General features: G+C 70.3%; 23 protein-coding genes. 13 read left to right on the top strand and 10 right to left on the bottom strand.

The annotated features are described in order from the left end of the window. Positions 1-196 precede the first annotated feature (196 nt). Positions 197-634 (bottom strand): hypothetical protein, encoded by a 438-nt coding sequence (locus IE145_RS19830; RefSeq protein WP_189526695.1) that lies wholly within the window; start codon positions 632-634, stop codon positions 197-199. Beyond that, a complete protein-coding gene (locus IE145_RS19825) occupies positions 628-1,104 on the bottom strand; it encodes an ATP-binding protein (protein WP_189526694.1) in 477 nt (158 codons plus the stop codon). The genes IE145_RS19830 and IE145_RS19825 overlap by 7 nt, the downstream gene beginning before the upstream one ends. Positions 1,105-1,311: 207 nt before the next feature. On the opposite strand from IE145_RS19825, the gene IE145_RS19820 reads away from it, so the two are divergent. The 4 genes from IE145_RS19820 (at position 1,312) to IE145_RS19805 (ending at position 3,811) form a co-directional block, all read left to right on the top strand. Then, positions 1,312-2,172 (top strand): Sco1979 family transcriptional regulator, encoded by an 861-nt coding sequence (locus tag IE145_RS19820; protein WP_189526691.1) that lies wholly within the window; start codon positions 1,312-1,314, stop codon positions 2,170-2,172. Beyond that, the gene (locus IE145_RS19815) at positions 2,172-2,408 is read left to right on the top strand and encodes a DUF397 domain-containing protein (RefSeq protein ID WP_010058136.1); all 237 of its coding nucleotides are present in this window, start codon (positions 2,172-2,174) and stop codon (positions 2,406-2,408) included. Before IE145_RS19820 ends, IE145_RS19815 begins: the two co-directional genes overlap by 1 nt. A gap of 45 nt (positions 2,409-2,453) precedes the next feature. Beyond that, the gene (locus IE145_RS19810; protein ID WP_189526689.1) at positions 2,454-3,263 is read left to right on the top strand and encodes an SAM-dependent methyltransferase; all 810 of its coding nucleotides are present in this window, start codon (positions 2,454-2,456) and stop codon (positions 3,261-3,263) included. 113 nt (positions 3,264-3,376) lie between these two features. Then, the gene (locus IE145_RS19805; protein WP_189526685.1) at positions 3,377-3,811 is read left to right on the top strand and encodes a YchJ family protein; all 435 of its coding nucleotides are present in this window, start codon (positions 3,377-3,379) and stop codon (positions 3,809-3,811) included. A gap of 45 nt (positions 3,812-3,856) precedes the next feature. Here the strand turns inward: IE145_RS19805 and IE145_RS19800 are convergent, their stop codons facing one another. From IE145_RS19800 to IE145_RS19765, 8 genes are all read right to left on the bottom strand, one after another. Then, the gene (locus IE145_RS19800; RefSeq protein ID WP_189526684.1) at positions 3,857-5,950 is read right to left on the bottom strand and encodes an MDR family MFS transporter; all 2,094 of its coding nucleotides are present in this window, start codon (positions 5,948-5,950) and stop codon (positions 3,857-3,859) included. Positions 5,951-6,008: 58 nt separating this feature from the next. After that, positions 6,009-6,863, bottom strand: a complete 855-nt coding sequence (locus tag IE145_RS19795) for an ATP-grasp domain-containing protein (RefSeq protein WP_189526683.1) — start codon at positions 6,861-6,863, stop codon at positions 6,009-6,011. 133 nt (positions 6,864-6,996) lie between these two features. Beyond that, on the bottom strand, positions 6,997-7,173 hold the full coding sequence (locus IE145_RS19790) for a hypothetical protein (protein WP_189526726.1): 177 nt from the start codon (positions 7,171-7,173) through the stop codon (positions 6,997-6,999). Between the two features lie 349 nt (positions 7,174-7,522). After that, the gene (locus IE145_RS19785; protein ID WP_308427822.1) at positions 7,523-7,933 is read right to left on the bottom strand and encodes an excalibur calcium-binding domain-containing protein; all 411 of its coding nucleotides are present in this window, start codon (positions 7,931-7,933) and stop codon (positions 7,523-7,525) included. Between the two features lie 235 nt (positions 7,934-8,168). Beyond that, positions 8,169-9,383 carry an acyl-CoA dehydrogenase family protein gene (locus tag IE145_RS19780; RefSeq protein WP_189526679.1) on the bottom strand — a complete coding sequence of 405 codons (1,215 nt, stop codon included), beginning with the start codon at positions 9,381-9,383 and terminating at the stop codon, positions 8,169-8,171. Positions 9,384-9,387: 4 nt separating this feature from the next. Beyond that, a complete protein-coding gene (locus tag IE145_RS19775; RefSeq protein ID WP_189526677.1) occupies positions 9,388-9,861 on the bottom strand; it encodes an SCP2 sterol-binding domain-containing protein in 474 nt (157 codons plus the stop codon). A 72-nt stretch (positions 9,862-9,933) separates the two neighbouring features. Then, complete coding sequence (locus IE145_RS19770) at positions 9,934-10,197, bottom strand: hypothetical protein (RefSeq protein WP_189526675.1); 264 nt, start codon at positions 10,195-10,197, stop codon at positions 9,934-9,936. A gap of 200 nt (positions 10,198-10,397) precedes the next feature. Beyond that, a complete protein-coding gene (locus tag IE145_RS19765; RefSeq protein WP_189526673.1) occupies positions 10,398-11,612 on the bottom strand; it encodes a PucR family transcriptional regulator in 1,215 nt (404 codons plus the stop codon). Positions 11,613-12,420: 808 nt separating this feature from the next. On the opposite strand from IE145_RS19765, the gene IE145_RS19760 reads away from it, so the two are divergent. The 9 genes from IE145_RS19760 (at position 12,421) to IE145_RS19720 (ending at position 22,610) form a co-directional block, all read left to right on the top strand. Further along, positions 12,421-13,356 carry a hypothetical protein gene (locus tag IE145_RS19760; protein ID WP_189526671.1) on the top strand — a complete coding sequence of 312 codons (936 nt, stop codon included), beginning with the start codon at positions 12,421-12,423 and terminating at the stop codon, positions 13,354-13,356. Between the two features lie 228 nt (positions 13,357-13,584). Then, positions 13,585-14,241 (top strand): hypothetical protein, encoded by a 657-nt coding sequence (locus IE145_RS19755; RefSeq protein WP_189526670.1) that lies wholly within the window; start codon positions 13,585-13,587, stop codon positions 14,239-14,241. A 340-nt stretch (positions 14,242-14,581) separates the two neighbouring features. Continuing rightward, the gene (locus IE145_RS19750) at positions 14,582-16,126 is read left to right on the top strand and encodes a DUF6801 domain-containing protein (RefSeq protein ID WP_189526668.1); all 1,545 of its coding nucleotides are present in this window, start codon (positions 14,582-14,584) and stop codon (positions 16,124-16,126) included. A gap of 470 nt (positions 16,127-16,596) precedes the next feature. Further along, positions 16,597-17,583 carry an ABC transporter ATP-binding protein gene (locus tag IE145_RS19745; RefSeq protein ID WP_189526666.1) on the top strand — a complete coding sequence of 329 codons (987 nt, stop codon included), beginning with the start codon at positions 16,597-16,599 and terminating at the stop codon, positions 17,581-17,583. Continuing rightward, entirely contained in the window at positions 17,580-18,461 is an 882-nt protein-coding gene (locus IE145_RS19740; protein ID WP_189526664.1) for an MlaE family ABC transporter permease, read from the top strand. The genes IE145_RS19745 and IE145_RS19740 overlap by 4 nt, the downstream gene beginning before the upstream one ends. Before the next feature lie 3 nt (positions 18,462-18,464). Continuing rightward, positions 18,465-19,268, top strand: coding sequence for an MlaE family ABC transporter permease (locus IE145_RS19735; RefSeq protein ID WP_189526663.1), 804 nt, complete (start codon positions 18,465-18,467; stop codon positions 19,266-19,268). Beyond that, a complete protein-coding gene (locus IE145_RS19730) occupies positions 19,268-20,566 on the top strand; it encodes an MCE family protein (protein WP_189526661.1) in 1,299 nt (432 codons plus the stop codon). The genes IE145_RS19735 and IE145_RS19730 overlap by 1 nt, the downstream gene beginning before the upstream one ends. After that, positions 20,563-21,594: an MCE family protein gene (locus IE145_RS19725; protein ID WP_189526659.1), complete on the top strand. Its 1,032-nt coding sequence runs from the start codon at positions 20,563-20,565 to the stop codon at positions 21,592-21,594. The genes IE145_RS19730 and IE145_RS19725 overlap by 4 nt, the downstream gene beginning before the upstream one ends. Further along, complete coding sequence (locus IE145_RS19720) at positions 21,591-22,610, top strand: MCE family protein (protein ID WP_189526657.1); 1,020 nt, start codon at positions 21,591-21,593, stop codon at positions 22,608-22,610. Before IE145_RS19725 ends, IE145_RS19720 begins: the two co-directional genes overlap by 4 nt.

The following is a 22,610-nucleotide window of genomic DNA, read 5'->3' as shown; positions in this document are numbered from 1 at the left end:
ACGACGCACCATGACCAGGATCATCTCTCACCACCCGATCCCCTTTGAAGACGACCCCTAGACCCTGTCGTCGAACTGCCGTCTGCCGTGCGACGCCCGACAGTACCCGGCCGGCAGCACGACCGAACGAGACGGGCCCGACCTGACCGGGCCCGGCTCGTTCGGTCGCGGGCTCTGTGCCCGGTCACCGGGGCGGCTACGGCGCGGACACGACGCTCCGCGTACCCGGGGCGTCCCAGCTCGGGACCACTCCCGTCACCTGGCAGACCATCAGGAACAGCGGAATGGGCGGGGTGTAGGGAGTCAGGGCGTCCGGTGAGTGGATCAACCGGGGGCGTCCGCCGGGCACGGCCGCGTCGCGTGCGTACGTCACCTGCTCGGGCCAGTCCAGATCCAGGTCGGAGCCGGTCGGGACGATCCACCACCAGCGGTCAGCGTCGGCGAAGACGCAGCCGGTGCGCGGCAGATGGGACATCAGGCGGAAGCCGTGCCGGGCGGGCACGCCGACCGCGTCGCACCCCAGAGTGGCCGACATCGACGCCGGCAGCGCCAGCCGCACCGGGCCACCGCGGACCTGCTCGGGCGTCCGGCCCCGGTGTGCCGCGCGCAGCCGGGCCAGCGCGTTCCTCAACACGCCCGCTCCGCGCCGGACAACTGCTCGGCGCCGTGCGGCAGCTCCGCCCAGACGATGCGCCCGGAGGCGTCCCCCGCGTCGTGCGACCCCCAGGCGCTGCTCATCGCGTCGACGAGGAGCAGACCACGGCCGTGCTCGTCGTCGGAGGAGGGGCGCAGCCGCGGACCGCAGGGCTGGTGGCCCTGGTCCTGCACGGCTATCCGCAGGCGTCTGCCGAACCGGCTCAGCTCGCAGACCACCCGGGTGCTCGCGGTGTGCACGACCGCGTTGGTCACCAGCTCGGACACGATGAGGACCGCCGCGTCACAGGCGTCCCGGCCGAGCTTCCAGGCGTCCAGCCGGGCCCGCGTCAGCTCCCGCGCACCGGCCACCGACTCGGGGTGCGCCGGCAGCGCGAAGCAGTAACGAAGCGCCTCCGTCCCGGGGCTGAGGTCCATGAGCCGGGGGATGAGCGCACTGCCAGGTGCCACGACCGATTCCTCACAGTGGGGGCTGCGTCACGCTTCGTTCCCCGGGTGCTCGGGGGCGGGCATGACTGAGCGAACTGGTTCGGGAGTCAACTCTCCCCCTGACGATGACACTTGGCAAGGGGCACTCTGAAATTTACAGAGTGACTGTGTCGTTGGGGGCGCACGCATGGCACACTGCTCGCAAAACAGCGCATGGGGAGGTCTGAAGTGAGCGAACCGCGGTCCGCCCCGACCGTGGGCCAGGTCGTTCTCGGCAAGCGCCTGCAGGATCTGCGCGAGCGTGTCGGTCTGACCCGTGACCAGGCGGCGAAGGTCCTCCGGGTCGCCCCCGCGACGATACGCAGGATGGAGACGGCCGAGGTCGGCCTGAAGATCCCCTACGTCCAATTGCTGCTGAAGGCGTACGGCGTCGCCGACCAGGAGGCCGAGGACTTCGTCGACCTGGCCGAGGAGGCGAACCGGCCGGGCTGGTGGCAGCGTTTCCACGACGTGCTGCCCGACTGGTTCAGCATGTACGTCAGCCTGGAGGGCGCCGCGAGCCTGCTGCGCATGTACGAGCCGCACTTCGTGCCCGGCCTGCTCCAGACCGAGGACTACGCCCGCTCCGTGATGCGGAACGGGGCGGTCGGCCAGACCCGGCCCGAGGACATCGAGCGCCATGTGGCGCTGCGGATGGAACGGCAGTCCCTGCTGGCCAAGGAGGACGCCCCCCGGCTCTGGGTGATCATGGACGAGACCGTCATGCGGCGGCCCGTCGAGAGCGCGCAGGTGATGCGCGGGCAGATCGACAAGCTGCTGGAGGCCACGGAGCTTCCCCATGTCACGCTGCAGATCGCGGAGTTCGCATCCGGCCACCACCCGGGAACCTACGGCCCGTTCGTCCTCTTCCGGTTCGCCGTCCCCGAACTCCCCGACATGGTCTACAGCGAGTACCTGACCGGCGCCGTCTACTTCGACGCCCGCCCCGAGGTGGCCTCCTACCTCGAAGTCATGGACCGCATGGCGGCTCAGGCCGCAACTGCACAACGCACGAAGGAAATCCTCCGGGGCTTCCGCAAGGAGCTGTGATGAACCACATATACAACGGCATGCCGGCCGGTGACCTGGGCTCCGAGGGCTGGTACAAGCCGTGGAGCGGCGGGAACGGCGGCAACTGCATCGAGGCCATGAAGCTCGCCGACGGGCGGGTCGCCGTCCGCCAGTCGGCCGACCCCGACGGCCCGGCTCTCATCTACTCCAACGGCGAGATCGCCGCGTTCATCCAGGGCGCCAAGGCCGGCCAGGCCGACTTCCTGCTCACCTGACAGCCCCACCTCATCGTCCACGGACCTCTGACCACGGAGCGCGCCATGACCGGGCAAGAACGCCACTCCATCGAGATCGACACCAGCAAGCCGCACCCGGCCCGTATGTACGACTGGTTCCTCGGCGGCAAGGACAACTACCCGGTCGACGAACAGATGGCGCGACAACTGCTCACCCTGGACGCGCGGGGCCGCGACATGGCGCGGGTCAACCGGGCGTTCATGCACCGCGCGACCCGCTGGCTCTCCGAGCACGGTGTGCGCCAGTTCCTGGACATCGGCACCGGCATACCCACCGAGCCGAACCTCCACCAGATCGCCCAGCAGGCCGCTCCCGAGGCGCGCGTCGTCTACTGCGACAACGACCCGATCGTGCTGGCCCACGCGGCGGCCCTGCTCCGGTCGACGCCCGAGGGAGCCACCGAGTACATCCAGGCGGACGCCCGCCAACCGGAGACGATCCTCGCCCAGGCCGGCAAGGTGCTGGACTTCGAGCAGCCGATAGCCCTCTCCCTGCTGGCCCTGCTGCACTTCATCGACGACGAGGACGGCGCGGCCGCCCTGGTGGACAAGCTGGTCGAACAGCTTCCCTCCGGCAGCTACCTCGTGCTCTCGCACACCACCGGCGACTTCGACCCGGAGGGCGCCGCGCAGGCCCGGGCCATGTACAAGGCGCGCGGGATGACCCTGCGCCCCCGCAGCCGCGCCGAGCTGACGGCGTTCTTCGACGGCCTCGAACTGGTCGAACCGGGCGTCTCGCTCTCGGCCGACTGGCACCCCGAACTCGGCGAGGTCATCGACGTACCGGGCGAGGAGCCGATCCCCGGCTACGCGGGCGTCGCGCGCAAGCCCTGACGCGTGCCGCGTCACCGTCGGTCCACGCGCGGGGCGGGCCGACGGCGGTGCGGCACGGCTCGTACGCGGGCGCTCGTACGCGGGCGCCCGCCACCACGCGTCACAATGGACCCATGGAACGACGCACCTCCCGGCCCCGGGCAACCGCCGCCCCGCGGATCACCCCCGCCTCCCCGTGCCCCTGCGGCCTGCCCGCCGCCTACGGGGAGTGCTGCGGCCGGTTCCACTCCGGCAGCGCCGCCGCGCCGACCTGTGAGGCCCTGATGCGCTCCCGGTACGCGGCCTTCGTCGTCCGGGACGCGGCCTACCTGCTGCGCACCTGGCACCCCGAGACCCGGCCGCCCGGCGTCGACTTCGACCCGTCGATGCGCTGGGTGGGCCTGGAGATCCTGGAGACCACCGAGGGCAGCGCCTTCCACTCCACCGGAACGGTCACCTTCCGCGCCCACTACACCGACGACGGACGTCCCGACTCCCTCCACGAGAAGAGCCGATTCGCCCGTATCGACGGAGCCTGGGTCTACACGACGGCGGTCTTCGTCGACTGAGCAGGGGGCGTGCACATCAGCTTCGGCCGGCCCGGGGCGGATGGGTCAGACCGGAGCCCCCACCCGCGTAGAGCCGCCCGGTCCGGCCGCGGGGGACAGCTCCTGGGCCAGGTCCTCCGCCAGTAGCCGCTTGGCGATGACGTCCACGGTGGCCTTCAGTTGGCGGTCGTCGGGGCGTGCGCCGTCCTCGGCCAGGCGGTCGTTGAGCCAACGGCCCCAGGCGTCGGAGATCACCGCCGCCTCCCGCCTGCCCGCCGCCGTGTGCGAGAAGATCCGGCCGTCGCCCGTCAGATAGCCCTCCTCGATCATCCGGTCGAAGACGGGCACCAGGACCTCCGGCGGGATGCGGTGCCGGGCCGCGATCAGCCCGAGGCCCGCGTGGCCGACCATCCTGGTGAACAGGTCCACCTGCATCACCGCCCAGGCCCCCGCCATGTCGAGCCGGGTGTCGGACTCGGCGGTGATCCGCCGGGCGGTCTCCGGACCCGCGCCGTGCAGGATCGTGGCCACGGCGTACTCCAGGACCTTCGCCGAGTCCCCGCTGCCCGGCTGGGCGAAGCCCTCGCCCATGTCCGTCGACCCGAGCCGCGCCGAGTCCCGCAGCTTCACCTCCTTGAGGAACAGCGCGATGACGAAGCCGATCAGGGCGACCGGCACGGTCCACAGGAACACCGTGTGCAGGGTGTCCGCGTAGGCCTGTGCCAGCGGCTCCGACTGGGCGGTGGGCAGCGCGTGCAGGGCCTGTGGGCTTTCGGAGGCTCTGGCCAGGACCGCCGGATCGCCGCCCGCGGCGACAGCCTGCGCGACGCCGTCGGTGAGGTTCGGCTTCAGCGCGTTGGCGTAGATGGTGCCGAACACCGCCGTGCCGAAGGCGCTGCCCAGCGTACGGAAGAACGTCACGCCCGAGGTGGCCGTGCCCAGGTCCTCGTAGTCGACGGTGTTCTGCACGGCGATGGTCAGCACCTGCATGGCGAGGCCGATGCCGAGCCCCAGCACCACCATGTAGAGGGACTCCAGCCAGACGCCGGTCCCCGGCCCCATACGGGACAGCAGGAACAGCCCGGCCGCCATCACCAGCGTCCCCACGATCGGGAAGACGCGGTAGCGGCCCGTCTTGCTCACCACGTTGCCGCTGAAGATCGAGGCGGCCAGCAGACCGGCGACCAGCGGCAGCGTCCGCACTCCCGACAGCGTCGCCGAGTCGCCGTCCACGTACTGGAGATAGGTCGGGAGGAAGATCATCGAGCCGAGCATCGCGAAACCGACGATGAAGCTGAGGATCGAGCAGACCGTGAAGACCGGGTTCCGGAACAGCCGCATCGGCAGCATCGGTTCCTTCGCCCGCGTCTCCACGACACAGAACAGCGCGAGCGCGATCAGGCCGCCGACGAAGAGCCCGATGATCACGGCAGAGCCCCAGGCGTACTCGTTGCCGCCCCAGCTCGTCGCGAGGATCAGCGCGCTGGCCCCGACGCCGACCAGCGCGATTCCGGTGTAGTCGATGGAGGGCCGGCCCGCCGCCTTCACCGAGGGGATGTTGCGGGCGGCGGCGATGACCACCACGATTGCGATCGGCACATTGACGTAGAACGCCCAGCGCCAGGTCAGATGGTCGGTGAACAGCCCGCCGAGCAGCGGCCCGATCACGGTGGAGATACCGAAGACCGCCCCGATCGCACCCTGGTACTTGCCCCGTTCGCGCAGCGGGATCACGTCCGCGATCAGCGCCATCGACGTGACCATGAGGCCGCCCGCGCCGATGCCCTGCATCCCGCGCCAGATGATCAGCAGCACCATGTCCGAGGCGAGTCCGCACAGGAACGAACCCGTGATGAAGATGATCGCCGAGACCTGGAAGACCAGCTTCCGCCCGAACAGGTCGCCGAACTTGCCGACCAGCACGGTGGCCACCGTCTCGGCCAGCAGGTACGCGGTGACCACCCACGACATGTGCGCCGCGCCGCCCAGGTCCGACACGATCGTCGGCAGAGCCGTGCCCACGATCGTCTGGTCCAGTGCCGCGAGCAGCATGCCGAGCACGATCGTCGTGAAGACGATGTTGCGCCGCCGCCGGTCGAGGACGGGCGGCGGCGCGGCGGCACTCTGTGTGGCGGGGGCTTGCTCGCTGGCAGTCGTCACCCCTGCACCCTCACACCGGCGGCCCGCCCTCGCATGCGGGGGCGGGCCGAACGGGAGGTCAGCGGGGCAGCGAGGCGATAGACGCCTTCAGCCGGGCCACGAACGCCTCCCGGACGTCCTCCCCGACCCGGTCCAGCGACAGGTACGGATTGAGGTCCTCCAGCTCGACGAGCAGCAGGGCGCCGTCCGCCGTCCGGCAGGCGTCGACCCGCTGGATCCCGTGGTCGAGGGTGTTCCAGGCGATGAAGCGCCGGGCGAACTCCAGGTCCTCCGCGCTCGCCGCGTACGGCTCCAGCACCCAGCGCCGCTCCGGGTCGGGGGCGTACAGCGCGTACTGGAAGTCGTGGTCGACGAAGTAGAACGACACCTCGTGCCGGAAGTCGATCCGCGGCTGGACGAGGAGGGACCCCTCGGCCGCCCCGTCCAGCTCGGTGCGGGCCTCCGCCGCGGTGGCGAACCGCAGCCCGACCGAGTCCGCCCCCAGCTTCGGCTTCACCACGTACCGGGCGGCGTCCGGCAGCTCGGCCAGACCCGCTGCCCGGTCCACCGTCGGGATGACCGGAAGCCCCGCCGCGGACATCTCGACCAGATACTCCTTGCCCGCCATGTCGCCGCGCCCGTCCAGCGGGTTGTAGACGGCCGCCCTCAGCTCCCGGGCCCGTACGAGGAAGGCGTCGTAGGCCTCCCGGTAGTGCAGCACCGGCCCGCTGTTGCGGACCAGCACGGTGTCGAACCCGGCCAGCAGCGCGGCCGCGTTCCGGGGATGGCAGAGCGCGACGTCGAACGCCTCGCGGAGCCGGGAGGAGAGGTAGATGTCCTCGTCGCAGTAGCGGCGGCCGCGCGCCTCGTACGTGAGATCGGTGACGAACAGGAGGGACGGGCGACGTGCGCCGGCGGGGGACGCGGCGGTCATGAGGTGCTCCCGGGGTGAGGACGCGGACGGACGATCACTATCGCCGACACCCGGGCCGGGCTTCGCGGAGGGGGTGGTTCCTCTTCAGTGGAGACTGCACGGTCTTCCGGCGGGCGCACCCGCCGCCGTACGGTCAGACGGCTTCCGCGGAGGTGCCCCGTACGGCCGCCACCCACTCGACGAGAAGCCGCTCGTACTCCCGGCGGCCCTCGGGCGACACCACACCGCCGTCGGCGACCAGAGCGCGGATCTCCGCGTTCAGCTCGACCATCGGGCGGGCAGGCGTCGGCTGGGTCGAAGTGGAGGTCATGTGAAGAGGCTAGTGGCCCGGAGCCGGTCCGGCTGCCGGTCGAACGTGTGGGGCCCGCCACGGGCCGCCGCCGCCCCGGCGGCGAAGCGGCGCCGGGGCGCTGTCCCGCCGCCCGGTGAACCTCTTCACCCCGTCGCCACGTCCCGCCGCGACCGAGCGCCCCCGAACTGTCATCGCCGCACGTGGGCGGCGTGTGACAGGGTGCGGTGGTCCACGGCGCACGTCCCGACGGGCTCTGTGACGGCCCGGGGGCGCCCGGCCGGGAACGCGGTACGCGGGCTTCCCGTCCGGCGGCGGCGTGCGCGTCCGGGGCGACGAGAATCACATGCTCGCGGACCCCGGGCGCAGCCTATTCGCAGCCCACTCCGTCACCGTCACGGTCCAAGTGCCGCCCGTAGCCGGGCTGGCCGGACCGGATGGGCGCGGCACCGGCGGCACGGACCGCATCGCAGTTCGCGTAGTACGCCGATGTACCGCCGGAGCCTCCGCTGCTGCCGGTGGAGTCGTCCCGCGCCACGGGCTTCTCCGCGGGCTCCGGCTCCGGGGGAGCGGCGGTGACCGTGACCCGTACCTTCTTGACCTTCGTGACGGTCGGGGCCGGCTCCGGCGTCGCGGTCACCGTGACCGTCGCCGTCTCCGTGACCGTGACCGTCGGCCCGGGCTTGGTCTTCGCCGCGACCGTGCGCACTTCCTGCGGCTGTTCACCCGTGGCGCCGATCCCGACACCGAGCAGGAACAACACGCCGGCGACCGGGAGCACGACACGCTTCCGTGCCCACCGCGGCCCCCCTGCCGAAGGCGGCTGTGGCGTGAAGTCGCCCCCCTGGCCCCAGCCGGGCTGACGTGACGGGTGCTGCGAACTGTTCCAGTCCATGGTCCCCCCGAGGTGCTGTGTGGAGGGCCGACCGTAGCGACCCGGCGGGGACCGGGGGAGCGACTTCTTCCGGTGGTGATGGAATTGTGACCAAAGGGTGGAGGAGGAGCGTGGAGTTCGTTCAGCGGATGTGCCGGCCCGAGATCGCCCGCGCGATGACGAGGCGCTGGATCTCGCTCGTCCCCTCGAAGATCGTGTAGATCTTCGCGTCGCGGTACATCCGCTCCACCGGGTGCTCCCGGCTGTAGCCCGCGCCGCCCAGGATCTGGACCGCCTTCTCCGTCGCCGCGACCGCGAGTTCACCGGCCCGCAGCTTGGACATGGAGCCCTGGCCCGCGTCGAACGTGCGGTCGTTGCGAGCCATCCAGGCCGCCTGCCAGATCAGCAGGCGTACGGCCTCGATCTCGGTGCGGATGTCCGCCAGCGCGAAGGCGATCGACTGGTTCTCGATGACCGGCCTGCCGAACGCCTCGCGCTCACCGGCGTATTCGAGGGCGTATTCGTACGCGGCCCGCGCGATGCCGAGGGCCTGGGCGGCCACCGTCGGGCGGCTGACCTCGAACGTGGCCATGGCCGCCTGGCCCTTGGCGGGGCCGCCCTCGCGGGCCCGGGCGAGGCGGGCGTCCAGCCTTTCCTTTCCGCCGAGCAGGCAGTGACCGGGGACGCGGACGTCGTCGAGGAAGAGGTCCGCGGTGTGCGAGGCGCGCAGGCCGAGCTTCTTGACCGTGCGGCCCGCCGTCAGGCCCTTCGTGCCGGGCGGGACGATGAACGCGGCCTGGCCCCGGGAGCCGAGCGACGGGTCCACCGAGGCGACGACGACATGGACCTCGGCGATGCCGCCGTTCGTGATCCACGCCTTCTGGCCGGAGATGACCCACGCGTCGGCCGCCTCGTCGTAACGGGCCCTCGTCGTCATCGCGGAGACGTCGGAGCCCGCGCCCGGTTCGGAGACGCAGAACGCGGCGACCTTCGGGTCGTCCTCGTCACCGAAGCACTGCGGCACCCACTCGGCCAGCTGGTCCGGAGTGCCGGACGCGAAGATTCCGGCGACCGCGAGCGAGGTGCCGAACAGCGCCATGCCGATCCCCGCGTCGCCCCAGAACAGCTCCTCGTTGGCGATCTGGAGGGAGAGCCCCGTGGGGTCCCCGTACAGATCGGCGAGCGATTCGAAGCCGTACAGGCCGATCCGGGCGGCCTCCTGGATCACCGGCCAGGGGGTTTCCTCCCGGGCGTCCCACTCGGCGGCGGCCGGGCGGACCACCTGGGCGGCGAAGCCGTGCACCCAGTCGCGCAGGTCCTGCTGTTCCTCGGTCAGGGCCAGCGAGAAGAAGCTCATGCCCTCACGCCTTGGGGATGTCGAAGTAGCGGGTGAGGCCGGACGCCAGGCCGACGTCACCGGCGACCTTGAGCTTGCGCGTCATGAACATCGTGACCGGATTGCCGTTGCCGGAGACGAGCTTGAGGAACTCCGCGTCGGCCATCACCAGCGTGGTGCGGGGCTCGGCGTCGGAGCGGCCCGCGGTGACCCGGCAGGCGCCGTCGGCTATCGCGGTCTCGTAGACCGCGTCGCTCTCCCCGGTGATCTTCCAGCGGATCAGCGCGGTGAGGCCGCCGGCCGACTCGGGCCGGAACTGCTGCTCCATCCGGCCGAAGACCTCGCCGAGGATCCGGGTGCGCAGGTCGCCCCGCATGACCTCGGCGAGCTGCTTGGCGGACAGGCCCTTGACGATCCGTGCGAACTCCTCGGGGCCGACCGCGGCGAAGTCGAGCGAGGACAGGTCGCCGGTGAGGTTGCCGCTGCTGATTCCGTCCACGCCAGTTCCTTACTCCGAAGTAAACTTACTTGAGAGTAAGGTAATGGGGCCGGTGGCGTCCCGCAAGGCCGGTCAGCAGGGTGAGCCGGGCAGTACGGCGAGGTGGGGGTGGTGCGCGGCGAGCACCTTGTTGGCGCGTGCCAGTTCGGCCAGGGCCTGTTCACGGTCGGCCTGGTCCTCGACGCCCAGCCGTGGCCCGCGGAACCTGCGGACCTCCCGGGCCGCGCAGTCGGCGTCGAACTCCGCCTGGAGGATGTGCGGCGGAATACACGAACCGATGAGCGCGGCGACCCGGTCCGGGATCGGCACGGGGACGAGCAGGTGCGAGGCGGTCATGAGGCTTCCCTTTTCGCTGGTTGGCCAGGAGGCGGTGCACGGGAGCCGTCGCCTGGTGGGCGGCGGGCTCCCTCCTGTGTACGGGACGTGGTTCCGGGTTTCTCGCCGGATACGTCTCCGTGTCGCAACCGTTTGGGACTGACCGTCTATTTCCCCTTACGCGTCGGTAAGTTGACCGGCCGCGCCGGATGTGATCCGGATCAGGGGGATGTGCCGGTGGCGCGGGAGCGCAGCCGCAGCGCGCGCAGCACGGCCTCGGTGGCGAAGCGGCTCTGCGGATCGACGAGTTGGTCACCGAAGATGGTCTCCAGGCTGCGCATGCGATAGCGCACGGTCTGCGGGTGGACATCCAGCAGCGCACCCATCTGCGCCGCGGTGCCCCGGGTGTCGAGCCAGATCCGCAGCGTCTCGACCAGCCGTTCCCGGCGGGTCGTGCTGATCCCCGCGACGGCGGCCAACTCCCGCTGGGCGAGCTGGTCCAGCAGCGCGGGGTCGGACAGCAGCCACAGGGTGAGGAGGTGGTCCTCGCACGGGATCAGCGGAGCGTCGTCGATCACGCCGGAGTCGACGAGCTCCAGAACCCGGCGGGCCCAGCGGAGCGATTCGCAGGCCAGCGCCGTGGGGACGGTCAGCCCGATCGCCATGCGCCCGGCCGGCAGGGCCTGGGTCAGCATGGCTCTTCGCGTGTCGTCCATCGCTCCGGGGACGAGCAGGTGCGGCTGCGGGACGCTGAGGTCGACGAGCAGGTCCCGGTCCGCGCTCAGCCGGTCCAGCTCCGCCGGGGCCCGTACGGCGATCAGCGTGACCTCCTCGGGCAGCGTCCACCCGGTCTGCTCGCACAGATCGGCGATGGCGCTGCCGGGGGCCGGCCGCCCGGCGAGGATCAGATGGAGCAGCCGGCGGCGCAGCGCCTCGCTGTGCTCGCCCGACTGGGACTGCGCCTCCAGGAAACCTTCCCGGGAAAGCGATTCCAGTTCGTCGACGTAGGCGAAGAGCGCGTCGGCGAAGCTCAGCATCAGCGTGGGGGAGAGGTGGTAGCTCTGCCCGACCTTCTTCGCGCGCCGCAGCGCCACCCGCGCGCCCAGCCGGTAGGCCCCCTGGAGGGTGTCCATGCTCCGGCCCTCGTACGCCTCGAACCGTCCGAAGCGCCGGCACATGTCGTCCCGGAGTGTGGTGGGGGAGGAGGGCTCGGCCACCAGATCCACGAAAGCGGCGAGGCTCTGCTCCACGCCCACCCTGATGGCCTGCCCGTTCGGCCCGTCGAGCAGCCGGGCGTATTCCGGATAAGCCCGGGTGACCTCGACACCGATTTCCTTGATGAGGCTGGGCAGTTCGGGCCGCATGATCGCCGCGAATTCCTGTGGGAGCGGCCCGAGCGGGTCTTCGGTGTCCAATGGCTGTATGAGATGTGGCATGACAGATCCCCTTGCTCCCGGCGCCCGGTGGTGGGGTGAGGCGGTGGGGGAAAGCGCTCCCACGAACCGACAGGTGCGTACCAAGTTCGCGACGAAGATAGACCAAGGAACAGGCACTGCACACCACTTGGACAAGATCGGCGTGCAAGGGGCACACATCTCGGCCGCACTGTGCGACTTCCGTGCAGGTCGGGCGCTGCTACGCGCTTTCGGACAATGAATTTCGGCCGCCCGCTCGGACGGTGACAACAAAGCGGTTCCGCCGACGCCGAGTTGTTCCCCGCGCGGTCCGGCCTGAGTCGGCCGGACCGGGGAGCGGCCGGGCGTACGGGCGGCTCACCACGGCGAACGCGGGTGAACGCCCGCCTCTGGGGGGAGATTTCGAGCCGCGTGGCCGAATCCCATGCCACTCGCCGGGGAGTGGAAGCCGGACTTCCGCGTGTCCCGGAGGGCCGGCTCCGCCTGCGCGCCGCGTGCGGGGTTCCGGTCGACGGTACGTAATTCCCTGCCTTCGGGTGCGCATTCCTTGATAAGAGGAGCATGCCCCGATACTCATTTACGGATCAAAAAGAGTGCGGTGCAAAGAATCTTAGCCGGACGGATTGTGTCGCCCTGTTTCCCGCGAGTAACATCACGCCTCGGTCAATTCGGTCATGAAATCTGCCCGAAATTTGATGCTCCGATCCTCCGCCCCCGGGCCGCCCGGGGCCCCACCGCCGCCGACGGTCGTCGCGGTGCGGGCATGCGTTGCAGAACCGGTCAACTTCGTGCACGAGGCCGCGCCACCGCGGCCGACAGAGGGGACGACATGAGATCCGTTTCCAATCGAACCCGCGTAGGTCTGCTCGCGGCGTTCACGGCATTCAGCGCTCTGCTCTCCACCGGCTCGGCTGCCGCCGCCACCCAGCTCAACGGCGACTGGGCGCCTTTCGACCGCTGTCCGGTCGACGCGCCCGCCATGCTGGCCGCCGACGGTGTGAACACCATCGCCACCTGCATCGCGTCGAGTTCGGCCACCGGATCCATCACGCTGGGCAAGAGCGTGGTCTCCACCGGCCACACCGATCTCCAGCTCGGTGTCGTCCAGCGCGCCGACGGCACCGCCTCACTGGTGGCCCCGCCCGAGGGGGCCCTGACGGCGGATCCGGCCGAGATACCCGGCGGGCTGCTCGGGCTGATGTGCCCCAGCGGAATTCCCTTCGTATCGGGAATCTGCCGTCAGTTGACGGACAACGATCTCAACCGGGTGACCGCCACCATCGAACCGGCCGGAGCGCCACGTGACTTCAATATGAGCGCGGCTTTCTCCACCGGTGAGCCCATTCTCACCATCCCGGTCCGTATCCACCTCAAGAATCCGTTCCTGGGTGACAAGTGCTACATCGGGACCACCGCCGACCCGGTGCTCCTCAAGCCGCGGAACGTCACGGCACCGACCCTCTCGCTCCAGCGGTTCTCGGCCGACGGGACGCCGAACGACGACGAGGGCGAGATGGGGCGCTACACCTTCGACGGCGCTGACCAGGGCGACGCCACGTTCGCCGTACCGGGCGCAAGCGGTTGCGGCGCCGGGCTCCTGAACTGGGCGGTGAACCTCAAGACCGGTCTCCCGTCCGCCGCGGGGAAGAACAGTGTGACGCTCGACGCCACCACCACGTACTTCGGCAGCCCCTACGACCCCGCGGGCCTCGCGCCGAACGAGGGCCGGAAGCTGTCCGAATTCTGGCACTCCGCGAAGCGGTAGGCCGTCCCCGCCCCCACCCGTACGAGGAGGTGATGCGGCCACCCGTCCCCACGTCCTGGTCCGCAAACCGCGGGCCCCTGCTCGCGGACCCCGGCCGCGTGCCGCACCGTCCGGCACCCCGTGGACCCGCCGCACGCCGCGCCGTCCGGCCCGGCGAGCACAGCGCACGAGCCTCTCTCCAGTCACGTTCAGCCCATCCCCAACGGGACGAGAAAAGGGAGTACCCCCATGTTCAAGCGAACCGGATTCCTCACCGCGATCGGTGCCGCCGCGGCATCCGTCGTGCTGGCGGCCCCGTCGGCCGTCGCCGCGCCGACCAGCTGGACGATCACCCCGACCGGCAACTTCAACGGCAGCGCCGGAGTGACCGTCCTGACCGACAACAACGGCAACAAGATCCAGTGCGCGACCTCCGCCGCCTCGGGCAACGCGCCGACCTCCCCGGTCGCCGGCAGCCCGGCCAACCTCGCGTCCATCTCGGCGATCTCGTTCAACTCGCCGTGCACCGGGCCGTTCAGCTCCACCTGGACGGTGACCACCACGCCGCCGTGGCAGATCTGGGGCCTCGACTACGCGGCGGGCGCCGGCACCAACTCCACGGGCCAGGTGACCGGTGAGATCAGAGCGATCAAGGCGAAGGTGTCCGGGAGCAGCATCCTCGGCCCCTGCACCTTCGACGTGACCGGCAAGGTCGCGGCCAAGTACAACAACCCGTCCGCGGGCGGCAGCAACGGCACCCTGAACACCGCGGGCGGCGGACTCACCCTGTCCATCACCAACAAGGTCGGCGGCGGCTGCGGCATCGTCGGCACCAACGCCAGCTTCCAGGGCCTGTACACCATCGTGAACGCGGCAACGGGCAAGTCCCCGGTCATCAGCGGCTGATCCCGCGTCGCTGACGTACCGCTTCCGAACGTCGTGCCCGGCCGTGCGCACTCGACGGCCGGGCACGATTTCGCGCACCCGCCGACAAGCGGCGCGGCGGCGGATTGTCACCCGCTGCCAAAGTCCGCCCGCCGCTGATCCGATCGCGAACCCGACCCTTCCCAGAGCGTCGTCGGCGTGCGTACCGTACCCGTCGGTAGGGGCCGTCCGACGTCCGACTCCGCCCCGAAGTCCGCCCGCGGCCCGCCCGGCCGCCGCCCGCAGAGCCGCCGCCGCACCCACCGGACCCGCTCCGCAGCCGCCCACCCTGGGCCCACGCGCGCCGGAAGGACACACCCGTATGACCGTCGATGCACGCGCCGCAGCGAGACGACCGATCCACTGGGCCGTGGGCGGGGCGCTCGTCGTCGCCACCGCACTCGTTCCCAGCGCCGAATCGGCCGCCGCGGAGCAGAAGTCGGAGGTATCCCTCCGCTACGCCTGCCCCTTCCCCTCCGGGCCCGAGGAGGTCGACGTCGTCGTCTCGGCGGTCCTCCCCACCTCGGCCCGCACGGGCGAGGAGATCCGCCCCGACCGGGTGGCGGTCGAGGTGACCCTGCCGCCGACGGCGCTCGCCCGGTTCGCCGACCTGGACGCCGCCACCCTGTCGGCCGTCGCCCGGCTCACCGTTCGCAACACCGTCGGCGACCGGTCCGCCGATGCCTCCTGGCAGAACCTGACCGCCCCACCGGCGGACCTGCCCACGCGGGGCGAAGAAGCAGGCGACGGAGAAGCCGACGGAGAAGCCGAGGGGGAAGGGGAGGACGGCGCGCTGACCCTCACCGCGACCGGGGACGTGCCGACGGTCGCCTTCGGCAGCCCGGGACGCGCGACCCTCGCCCCCGACGCGCTCACCCTCGCACTGACCTCACTCACGGAGGCCGGTGAGCCGACCACGCCCCCGGGACTCGACGTCGCCTGCGCCCCCGCCCCCGGGCAGGAGCCGGAACTGGCCGCCATCGCGATCCGCGGCGCCCAGGACCCCACCGCCCCCGCACCCCGGCCCGGCGAGAGCGACCCCGCACCGGAGCCGACGCCCACCCGCCCGGCCGAGGGGCTGCCGCCCACCGCACGCGAGAAGATCGACGCCCTCACCGAGAAGCGGCGCGAAGCCCTGGAGGACGACCCGGGCAGCTGCCCGATCGAGATCCCGCCCGAGTGGGTGATGACCACCGCCGAGACCTACGCGGCCGGCTACGCCAACGCCGCCAAGCTGGACGGCGCGGCGGCGCTGGGGCCCGCGTTCATGAAGGTGGTGCTGAACAAGCGCTACATCAACGACTCCTGCGCCTCCACCGTCGACGTCAGCTCCGAGGTCGACTTCGACTACCAGGGGAAGCGCCAGCTCCCGCCGACGAAGGCCACGTTCCTCAGCTACGGGTTCATGCCGACCACCGCCACCATGACCCTGGAGCAGGTGGGCCCCCCGGCAGCGATCCACACCCACACGGTCACCAACACGCCGACCTACCCGGAGGAGACCACGGTCACGGCCCGGCTGGTCATGCGGCTCTCCGACGTCGAGGTGAACGGCGTGCCGCTGGACGTGGGCCCCGACTGCCGCACCGAACGCCCCTTCGAGCAGGTGCTGAAGGGGTACGGCCAGAGCTACCCGCCGGCCGGCTACCTCGTGGCGTACGGCGGCAGCCTGACCGGGTACGCGCACATCCCGCCCTTCGAGGGGTGCGGCGCGACCGAGGACCTCGACCCGATCTTCACCTCGGCCATCTCCAGCCCGGGCAAGAAGGCCGACAACTACACGAAGATGACCCAGGCGCCCCTGTGCGTGGCCACGAACCCGGAGGGTCCCGACTGCCCGCCGAGGGTGCCCGACCCCGAGCGATGACCTGAAAAGCCTCCGAGCCCTTCCGGTCCCACGGGACCGGAAGGGCTCCTTTCATGCCCGCCGGACCGGTCCGGCGGGCATGCTTTTCCTCATCATCCGACAGGTTTGACGGGCGGATTGCTCACCCGGTAACAATCCTTCGCGGCGCATGAATTCTCGCCGAGGAAAATCTGTACCCAGTATTGCGAAGTCAGGTTACCGGCCCGTAGCGTCCCAGACGTGCCGATCGGGAACGCCCGGCTGCATGCGCAGATTTCGACAAGGCCGGAGACCGACCTTGTCACCGAATGACAAGTGCTCCGACCGTCACCCCCCGGTTCACCGAAAACCGCTGTTCAACGGCTTGCACTGGCGGTTTCGGCGGACATAACGTGCGCCCCTTGGTGCATGTGTGACGAGCCGCCAGTGCCTTTCTCAGAGCCGGAGCGTCAACCGATGAAAACGTTCACCGCCACTTCGAGGGAGGGTCGATGGGAATCGAAGTAGTCGTCGAAGGCCTGACGAAATCCTTCGGCAAGCAGAACATCTGGCAGGACGTCAGCCTCACCCTTCCCGCCGGTGAAGTGAGCGTCATGCTCGGACCTTCCGGGACCGGAAAGACCGTCTTCCTGAAATCCATCATCGGGCTTCTCAAGCCCGAGCAGGGGCGCGTCCTCATCAACGGCGTCGACATGGTGAACAGCCCGGAACGCGACATCATGGAGACCCGGAAACTCTTCGGCCTCATGTTCCAGGACGGGGCCCTTTTCGGCTCGATGTCACTCTTCGACAACATCGCCTTCCCGCTGCGCGAGCACACCCGCAAGAAGGAATCCGAGATCCGCCGCATCGTCATGGAGCGCATCGACATCGTCGGTCTCCTCGGCGCCGAGGGAAAGCTGCCGGGCGAGATATCCGGCGGTATGCGCAAGCGGGCCGGCCTCGCCCGCGCCCTCGTCCTGGACCCCCAGATCATCCTCTGCGACGAGCCGGACTCCGGCCTCGACCCGGTCCGCACCGCCTACCTCTCGCAGCTCCTCATCGACCTCAACGCGCAGATCGACGCGACGATGCTCATCGTCACCCACAACCTCGACATCGCGGCGTCCGTCCCCGACAACATGGGCATGCTGTTCTGCCGCAACCTCGTCACCTTCGGCCCGCGCGAGGTGCTGCTCACCAGCGACACCCCGGTCGTCTCCCAGTTCCTGGCCGGACGCCGCGAAGGACCCATCGGCATGTCCGAGGAGAAGGACGCCGCCACCCTCGCCGCCGAGCAGCAGGCCGACACCGTCCCGCTGCCCACCGGCCCCCGCACCGTCGTCCCCCAGCTGGAGCCCTCACCCGGGATGCCCGTACGCCAGGGAGCGCTGCGCCGACGCGAGCGGGTCATGTCGATGATGGGCCAGTTGCCGGAGGCCGCCCGCACGGCGATCCTCGACAGCTACGCCCCGGCCGCGGGAGGTGCGCGCGCGTGACCGCCCCGATGCCGGTGCGGCCGCCCGAGCCGCCCGAGAAGCCCCCGCCTGCCGCCTTCGGGAAGACCGCCGGGGGGATCCCCGAGAAGGCCCCCGTGCAGCGCCGCCCGTCCCGGCTGCTCGCCCCGCTCCGCGAGACCGGGAAGCTGTTCGCGCTCGCCGTCGCCGTGGCCCGGGCCATCTTCCGCGGACCGTTCCAGGTGCGGGAGTTCATCGAGCAGTTCTGGTTCGTCGCGAGCGTCACGATCCTGCCCGCCGCCCTCGTCTCCATCCCGTTCGGCGCGGTCATCGCCCTCCAGGTCGGCTCCCTCACCCAGCAGCTCGGCGCCCAGTCCTTCACCGGCGGCGCCAGTGTCCTCGCGGTGATCCAGCAGGCGAGCCCGCTCATCGTGGCGCTGCTGATCTCCGGCGCCGCCGGCTCCGCGATCTGCGCCGACCTCGGTTCCCGCAAGATCCGCGAGGAACTCGACGCGATGGAGGTCATGGGCGTCTCGCCCATCCAGCGCCTCGTCGTCCCCCGGGTCCTCGCCGCCATGCTCGTCGCCGTCCTGCTCAACGGGCTGATCTCGGTGGTCGGCACGCTCGGCGGCTACTTCTTCAACGTGATCATGCAGGACGGCACCCCGGGCGCCTATCTCGCGAGCTTCTCCGCCCTCGCCCAGCTGCCCGACCTGTACATCAGCGAGTTCAAGGCCCTGATCTTCGGCTTCATCGCCGGCATCGTCGCCGCCTACCGGGGCCTCAACCCGCGCGGCGGCCCCAAAGGGGTCGGCGACGCGGTCAACCAGTCAGTCGTCATCACCTTCATGCTGCTGTTCTTCGTGAACATGGTCCTCACGGCGATCTACCTCCAGATCGTCCCCGCGAAGGGGAGCTGACCGATGGCCATGCTGAACTGGCTCGACCGATCGGGCGACCAACTCACCTTCTACGTAAAAGCACTTGTCTGGATACCGCGCACCCTGCGCCGCTATCTGCGCGAGGTGCAACGGCTGCTGGCCGAGGTCGCCTTCGGCAGCGGCGGACTCGGCGTCATCGGCGGCACCATCGGCGTGATGATCGCGATGACCCTGTTCACCGGCACGGTCGTCGGACTCCAGGGGTACGCCGCCCTCAACCAGATCGGCACCTCGGCGTTCACCGGGTTCGTCTCCGCCTACTTCAACACCCGGGAGATCGCCCCCCTGGTCGCCGGGCTCGCCCTCTCCGCCACCGTCGGCGCGGGCTTCACCGCCCAGCTCGGCGCGATGCGGATCAACGAGGAGGTCGACGCCCTGGAGGCGATGGGCGTCCGGTCCATGCCCTACCTCGTCACCACCCGGATCATCGCCGGAGTCGTCGCGATCATCCCGCTGTACGCGATCGGCCTGCTCTCCTCGTACGTCGCCTCCCGCTGGATCACCATCCTCTTCAACGGCCAGTCGGCGGGCACCTACGACCACTACTTCAACCTCTTCCTCTCCCCGCAGGACGTCCTGCTGTCGGTGCTCAAGGTGCTGATCTTCAGCGTGCTGGTGATCCTCGCCCACTGCTACTACGGCTTCCACGCCACCGGCGGACCGGCCGGCGTGGGGGTGGCGGTCGGCCGCTCGGTGCGCAACGCCATCGTGCTCATCAGCGTCACCGACTTCTTCCTCTCGCTCGCCATCTGGGGCGCCACGACAACGGTGAAGGTGGCCGGCTGATGCGTACATCCAGCACCCGCACCATCCGCCGCCGCCTGGCCGGAGTCGCCTTCCTGCTGGTGCCCGCCGTCCTGGTGTGGGTCTCGGTCTCCGTGTACCAGAAGGACTTCGCCGACGACGCCACCGTCACCGTCCGCACCGGACCGGTCGGCAACGAGATGCACAAAGGCGCCGACGTGAAGCTCCGCGGCGTCGTCGTCGGACAGGTCCGCTCCATCGCCACCGACGACGACGGCGCCCGCCTGACCCTGGCCGTCGACCGCGACAAGCTCGGCCAGGTCCCGGCCGACGTCACCGCCCAGATGCTGCCGACCACCCTCTTCGGCGCCCGGTTCGTCGCGCTCGTCCCGCCCCGCATCCCCGCGGCCACCACCCTGCGGGCCGGGGCCGTCATCCCGCAGGACCGCTCCAGCAACGCCATCGAGCTGGAACAGGTCCTCGACAACGTCCTGCCGCTGCTGACCGCCGTGAAGCCCGAGAAGCTCTCCGCCACCCTCAACGCCGTCTCCCGGGCGCTGGAGGGACGCGGTGACCGCCTCGGCGAGACGCTGACCACGCTGGATCACCACCTGAAGAAGTTCAACCCGCAACTCCCCACCCTCAACGCCGACATCAAGGAACTCGTCAAGGTGAGCACGCTGTACGCGGACGCCGCGCCGGACGTCCTCGACGCGCTGAGGGACGCCACGGTCACCAGCTCCACCCTCGCCGACGAGGAGGCGCGGCTCGCGGCTCTCCACGGCACCACCACGGCCGCCGCCCAGGACGTCACCACCTTCCTGCGGGAGAACAAGGACAACCTCATCCGGCTCTCCGCCGCGAGCAGGCCGTCCCTCGAACTCCTCGCGGAGTACGCGGATTCGTTCCCCTGCACCCTGCGCACCATGGCCGGCTTCGTGCCCGCCATGGACAAGGCGCTGGGCAAGGGAACCAATGAGCCGGGGCTGCACGTGTCGGTCAAGTCCGTGCCCTCGAAGGGGAAGTACATCCCCGGCAGGGACACCCCGGCCTACGACGCCACGGGCGGCCCCCGGTGCTACTCGGTGCCGTACGTCGGCAAGCACGCCCCGACCGCCGACACCCGCCGGGCCGCCGACGTCATCGCGCCCCCGCCCATCCGGGACCACGACGGCGGAGGCACCGACACCGCGCTCGGACTGCCCAACTCGCCCCAGGAGTCCCAGCTCGTGAACGAACTCGTCGCCCCCTCGCTGAAGGTCCGGCCGGGGGACCTGCCGGACTGGAGCAGCGTGCTCATCGGCCCGGCCTTCCGCGGTGCGGAGGTGAAGCTCAAGTGAAACGCCGCTCGCTCGCGGGACCGATCACCAAGTCCCTCGTCTTCATCGTCGTCACGGTGCTGGCCACCACCGTCCTCGGACTCTCCATCGCCAACAAGGGCGTCGGCGACACCCGCATGTACAAGGCGCGGTTCACCGACGCCACCGGCCTCATCCCCGGCGACAGCGTCCGGATCGCCGGGGTGAAGGTCGGCCAGGTCGAATCCGTGCGGGTGGCCGACCGGCGCGTCGCCGAAGTCGCCTTCGCCGTACGCAAGGGGCGCGACCTCCCCGCCTCCGTGACCGCGTCCATCAAGTACCTCAACATGGTCGGCCAGCGGTACGTCGACCTCGACCAGGGTGCCGGACCCGTCGGCCGGACCTTCGCGCCCGGCGACACCATCCCGCTCTCCCGCACCACCCCGGCCCTCGACCTCACGCAGCTCTTCAACGGCTTCCAGCCGCTCTTCGAAGGACTGTCGCCGCCCGACGTCAACCAGCTCGCCGGCTCCATCGTCCAGGTCCTCCAGGGCGAGGGCGGAACCGTCGACAGCATCCTGCGGCACGTCGGCTCGCTCACCACGACCGTCGCCGCGAAGGACAAGGTGATCGGCGAGGTGATCACGAACCTCAACACGGTCCTCAAGACGGTCAACGACCGCGAGGAGGGCTTCGACGACCTCGTCGTCACTCTCCAGAAGCTCGTCACCGGATTCTCCGGCGACCGCAAACCGCTCGGCGAGGCCATCACCGCGATGGGCGCGCTCACCACCGTCACCGCCGACCTCTTCCAGGACGGCAGGAAGCCCCTCAAGGACGACATCCGTCAACTCGGACGTCTCAGCGGCCAGTTGGAGAAGGGCACCCCGCAGATCGAGAACTTCCTCCAGAAGACCCCGGCCAAGATGGCGGCCATCAGCCGGCTGACGTCCTACGGATCGTGGCTCAACCTCTACCTCTGCGAGGCGAAGGTCAGCGGCGTCACCCACGACGACGGCAGCAAGCCGCCCACCGGCATCGCGATCACCCAACCGAGGTGCCTGGCATGAGACTCACCCCCATCCGGGAACGCAACCCGGTCGCCGTCGCCGTCGTCGGGCTCCTCGTCCTGGCCCTCGTCGGCCTCGCCGCCTGGCGCGCCGACTCGCTGCCCTTCGTCGACAACGGCACCACCTACAGCGCCGACTTCACCGAATCCGCCGGACTCGACGACGGCGACGAGGTGCGCATCGCCGGAGTGAAGGTCGGCGAGGTGACCGGCGTCTCTCTGGACGGTGCCAGGGTCCGCGTCGACTTCCGGGTCAAGGACGCCTGGATCGGCGACTCCTCCACCGTCGGCATCGCCATCAAGACCCTGCTCGGCGAGAAGTACCTCGCCGTCGACCCCCTCGGCGACGCCCCGCAGGACCCCGGCTCCCGCATCACCGCGAGCCGCACCACCTCCCCGTACGACGTCACCCAGGCGTTCAACGGGCTGGGCGAGACCATCGGCGAGATCGACACCGACCAGCTCGCCAAGAGCTTCGAGACGATCTCCGCCACCTTCAAGGACTCCCCGCCCCACGTCCGCAACGCCGCGAACGGGCTCTCCGCACTCTCCCGTACGGTCTCCGAACGCGACGCCCAGCTCGCGACCCTGCTCAGCAGCAGCAAGAAGCTGACCCGGACCCTCGACGGCAAGAAGAGCAGCTTCGAGACGCTCCTGGAGGACGGAAACCTCCTGCTCGGCGAGGTCCAGGCCCGCCGCGACTCCATCCATCTGCTGCTCACCGGCACCCGCGACCTCGGCACCCAGCTCACCGGACTCGTCAAGGACAACGAAAAGCAGCTCGGACCGACCCTGGCCTCCCTCGGACGGGTCACCGCCGTCCTGGTGAAGAACCGCAAGAGCCTGGACAAGGTCCTCGCCACGACCGGCTCCTACAGCCGCCTCGTCGGCAACACCCTCGGCAGCGGACGCTGGTTCGACAACTACGTCTGCGGCGTCGTGCCCAGGAACTACCTCCCCGCCGGCACACCCCCGGCGACCGGATGCATGCCACCCCGGCAGCAAGGGGGCCGCTGA

The sequence above is a fragment of the Streptomyces sindenensis genome (assembly GCF_014649035.1).
In the GTDB taxonomy this organism is placed as follows: Bacteria; Actinomycetota; Actinomycetes; order Streptomycetales; family Streptomycetaceae; genus Streptomyces; species Streptomyces sindenensis.
This window is presented reverse-complemented; position numbering and strand designations above follow the sequence as displayed.

Coding starts and splice junctions, on each gene's coding strand:
- IE145_RS19795 (WP_189526683.1), bottom strand. CDS start 6,863: ATGACCGCCGCGTCCCCCGCCGGCGCACGTCGCCCGTCCCTCCTGTTC.
- IE145_RS19730 (WP_189526661.1), top strand. CDS start 19,268: ATGCGTACATCCAGCACCCGCACCATCCGCCGCCGCCTGGCCGGAGTC.
- IE145_RS19805 (WP_189526685.1), top strand. CDS start 3,377: ATGGAACGACGCACCTCCCGGCCCCGGGCAACCGCCGCCCCGCGGATC.
- IE145_RS19810 (WP_189526689.1), top strand. CDS start 2,454: ATGACCGGGCAAGAACGCCACTCCATCGAGATCGACACCAGCAAGCCG.
- IE145_RS19750 (WP_189526668.1), top strand. CDS start 14,582: ATGACCGTCGATGCACGCGCCGCAGCGAGACGACCGATCCACTGGGCC.
- IE145_RS19765 (WP_189526673.1), bottom strand. CDS start 11,612: ATGCCACATCTCATACAGCCATTGGACACCGAAGACCCGCTCGGGCCG.
- IE145_RS19745 (WP_189526666.1), top strand. CDS start 16,597: ATGGGAATCGAAGTAGTCGTCGAAGGCCTGACGAAATCCTTCGGCAAG.
- IE145_RS19735 (WP_189526663.1), top strand. CDS start 18,465: ATGGCCATGCTGAACTGGCTCGACCGATCGGGCGACCAACTCACCTTC.
- IE145_RS19760 (WP_189526671.1), top strand. CDS start 12,421: ATGAGATCCGTTTCCAATCGAACCCGCGTAGGTCTGCTCGCGGCGTTC.
- IE145_RS19720 (WP_189526657.1), top strand. CDS start 21,591: ATGAGACTCACCCCCATCCGGGAACGCAACCCGGTCGCCGTCGCCGTC.
- IE145_RS19770 (WP_189526675.1), bottom strand. CDS start 10,197: ATGACCGCCTCGCACCTGCTCGTCCCCGTGCCGATCCCGGACCGGGTC.
- IE145_RS19780 (WP_189526679.1), bottom strand. CDS start 9,383: ATGAGCTTCTTCTCGCTGGCCCTGACCGAGGAACAGCAGGACCTGCGC.
- IE145_RS19790 (WP_189526726.1), bottom strand. CDS start 7,173: ATGACCTCCACTTCGACCCAGCCGACGCCTGCCCGCCCGATGGTCGAG.
- IE145_RS19815 (WP_010058136.1), top strand. CDS start 2,172: ATGAACCACATATACAACGGCATGCCGGCCGGTGACCTGGGCTCCGAG.
- IE145_RS19755 (WP_189526670.1), top strand. CDS start 13,585: ATGTTCAAGCGAACCGGATTCCTCACCGCGATCGGTGCCGCCGCGGCA.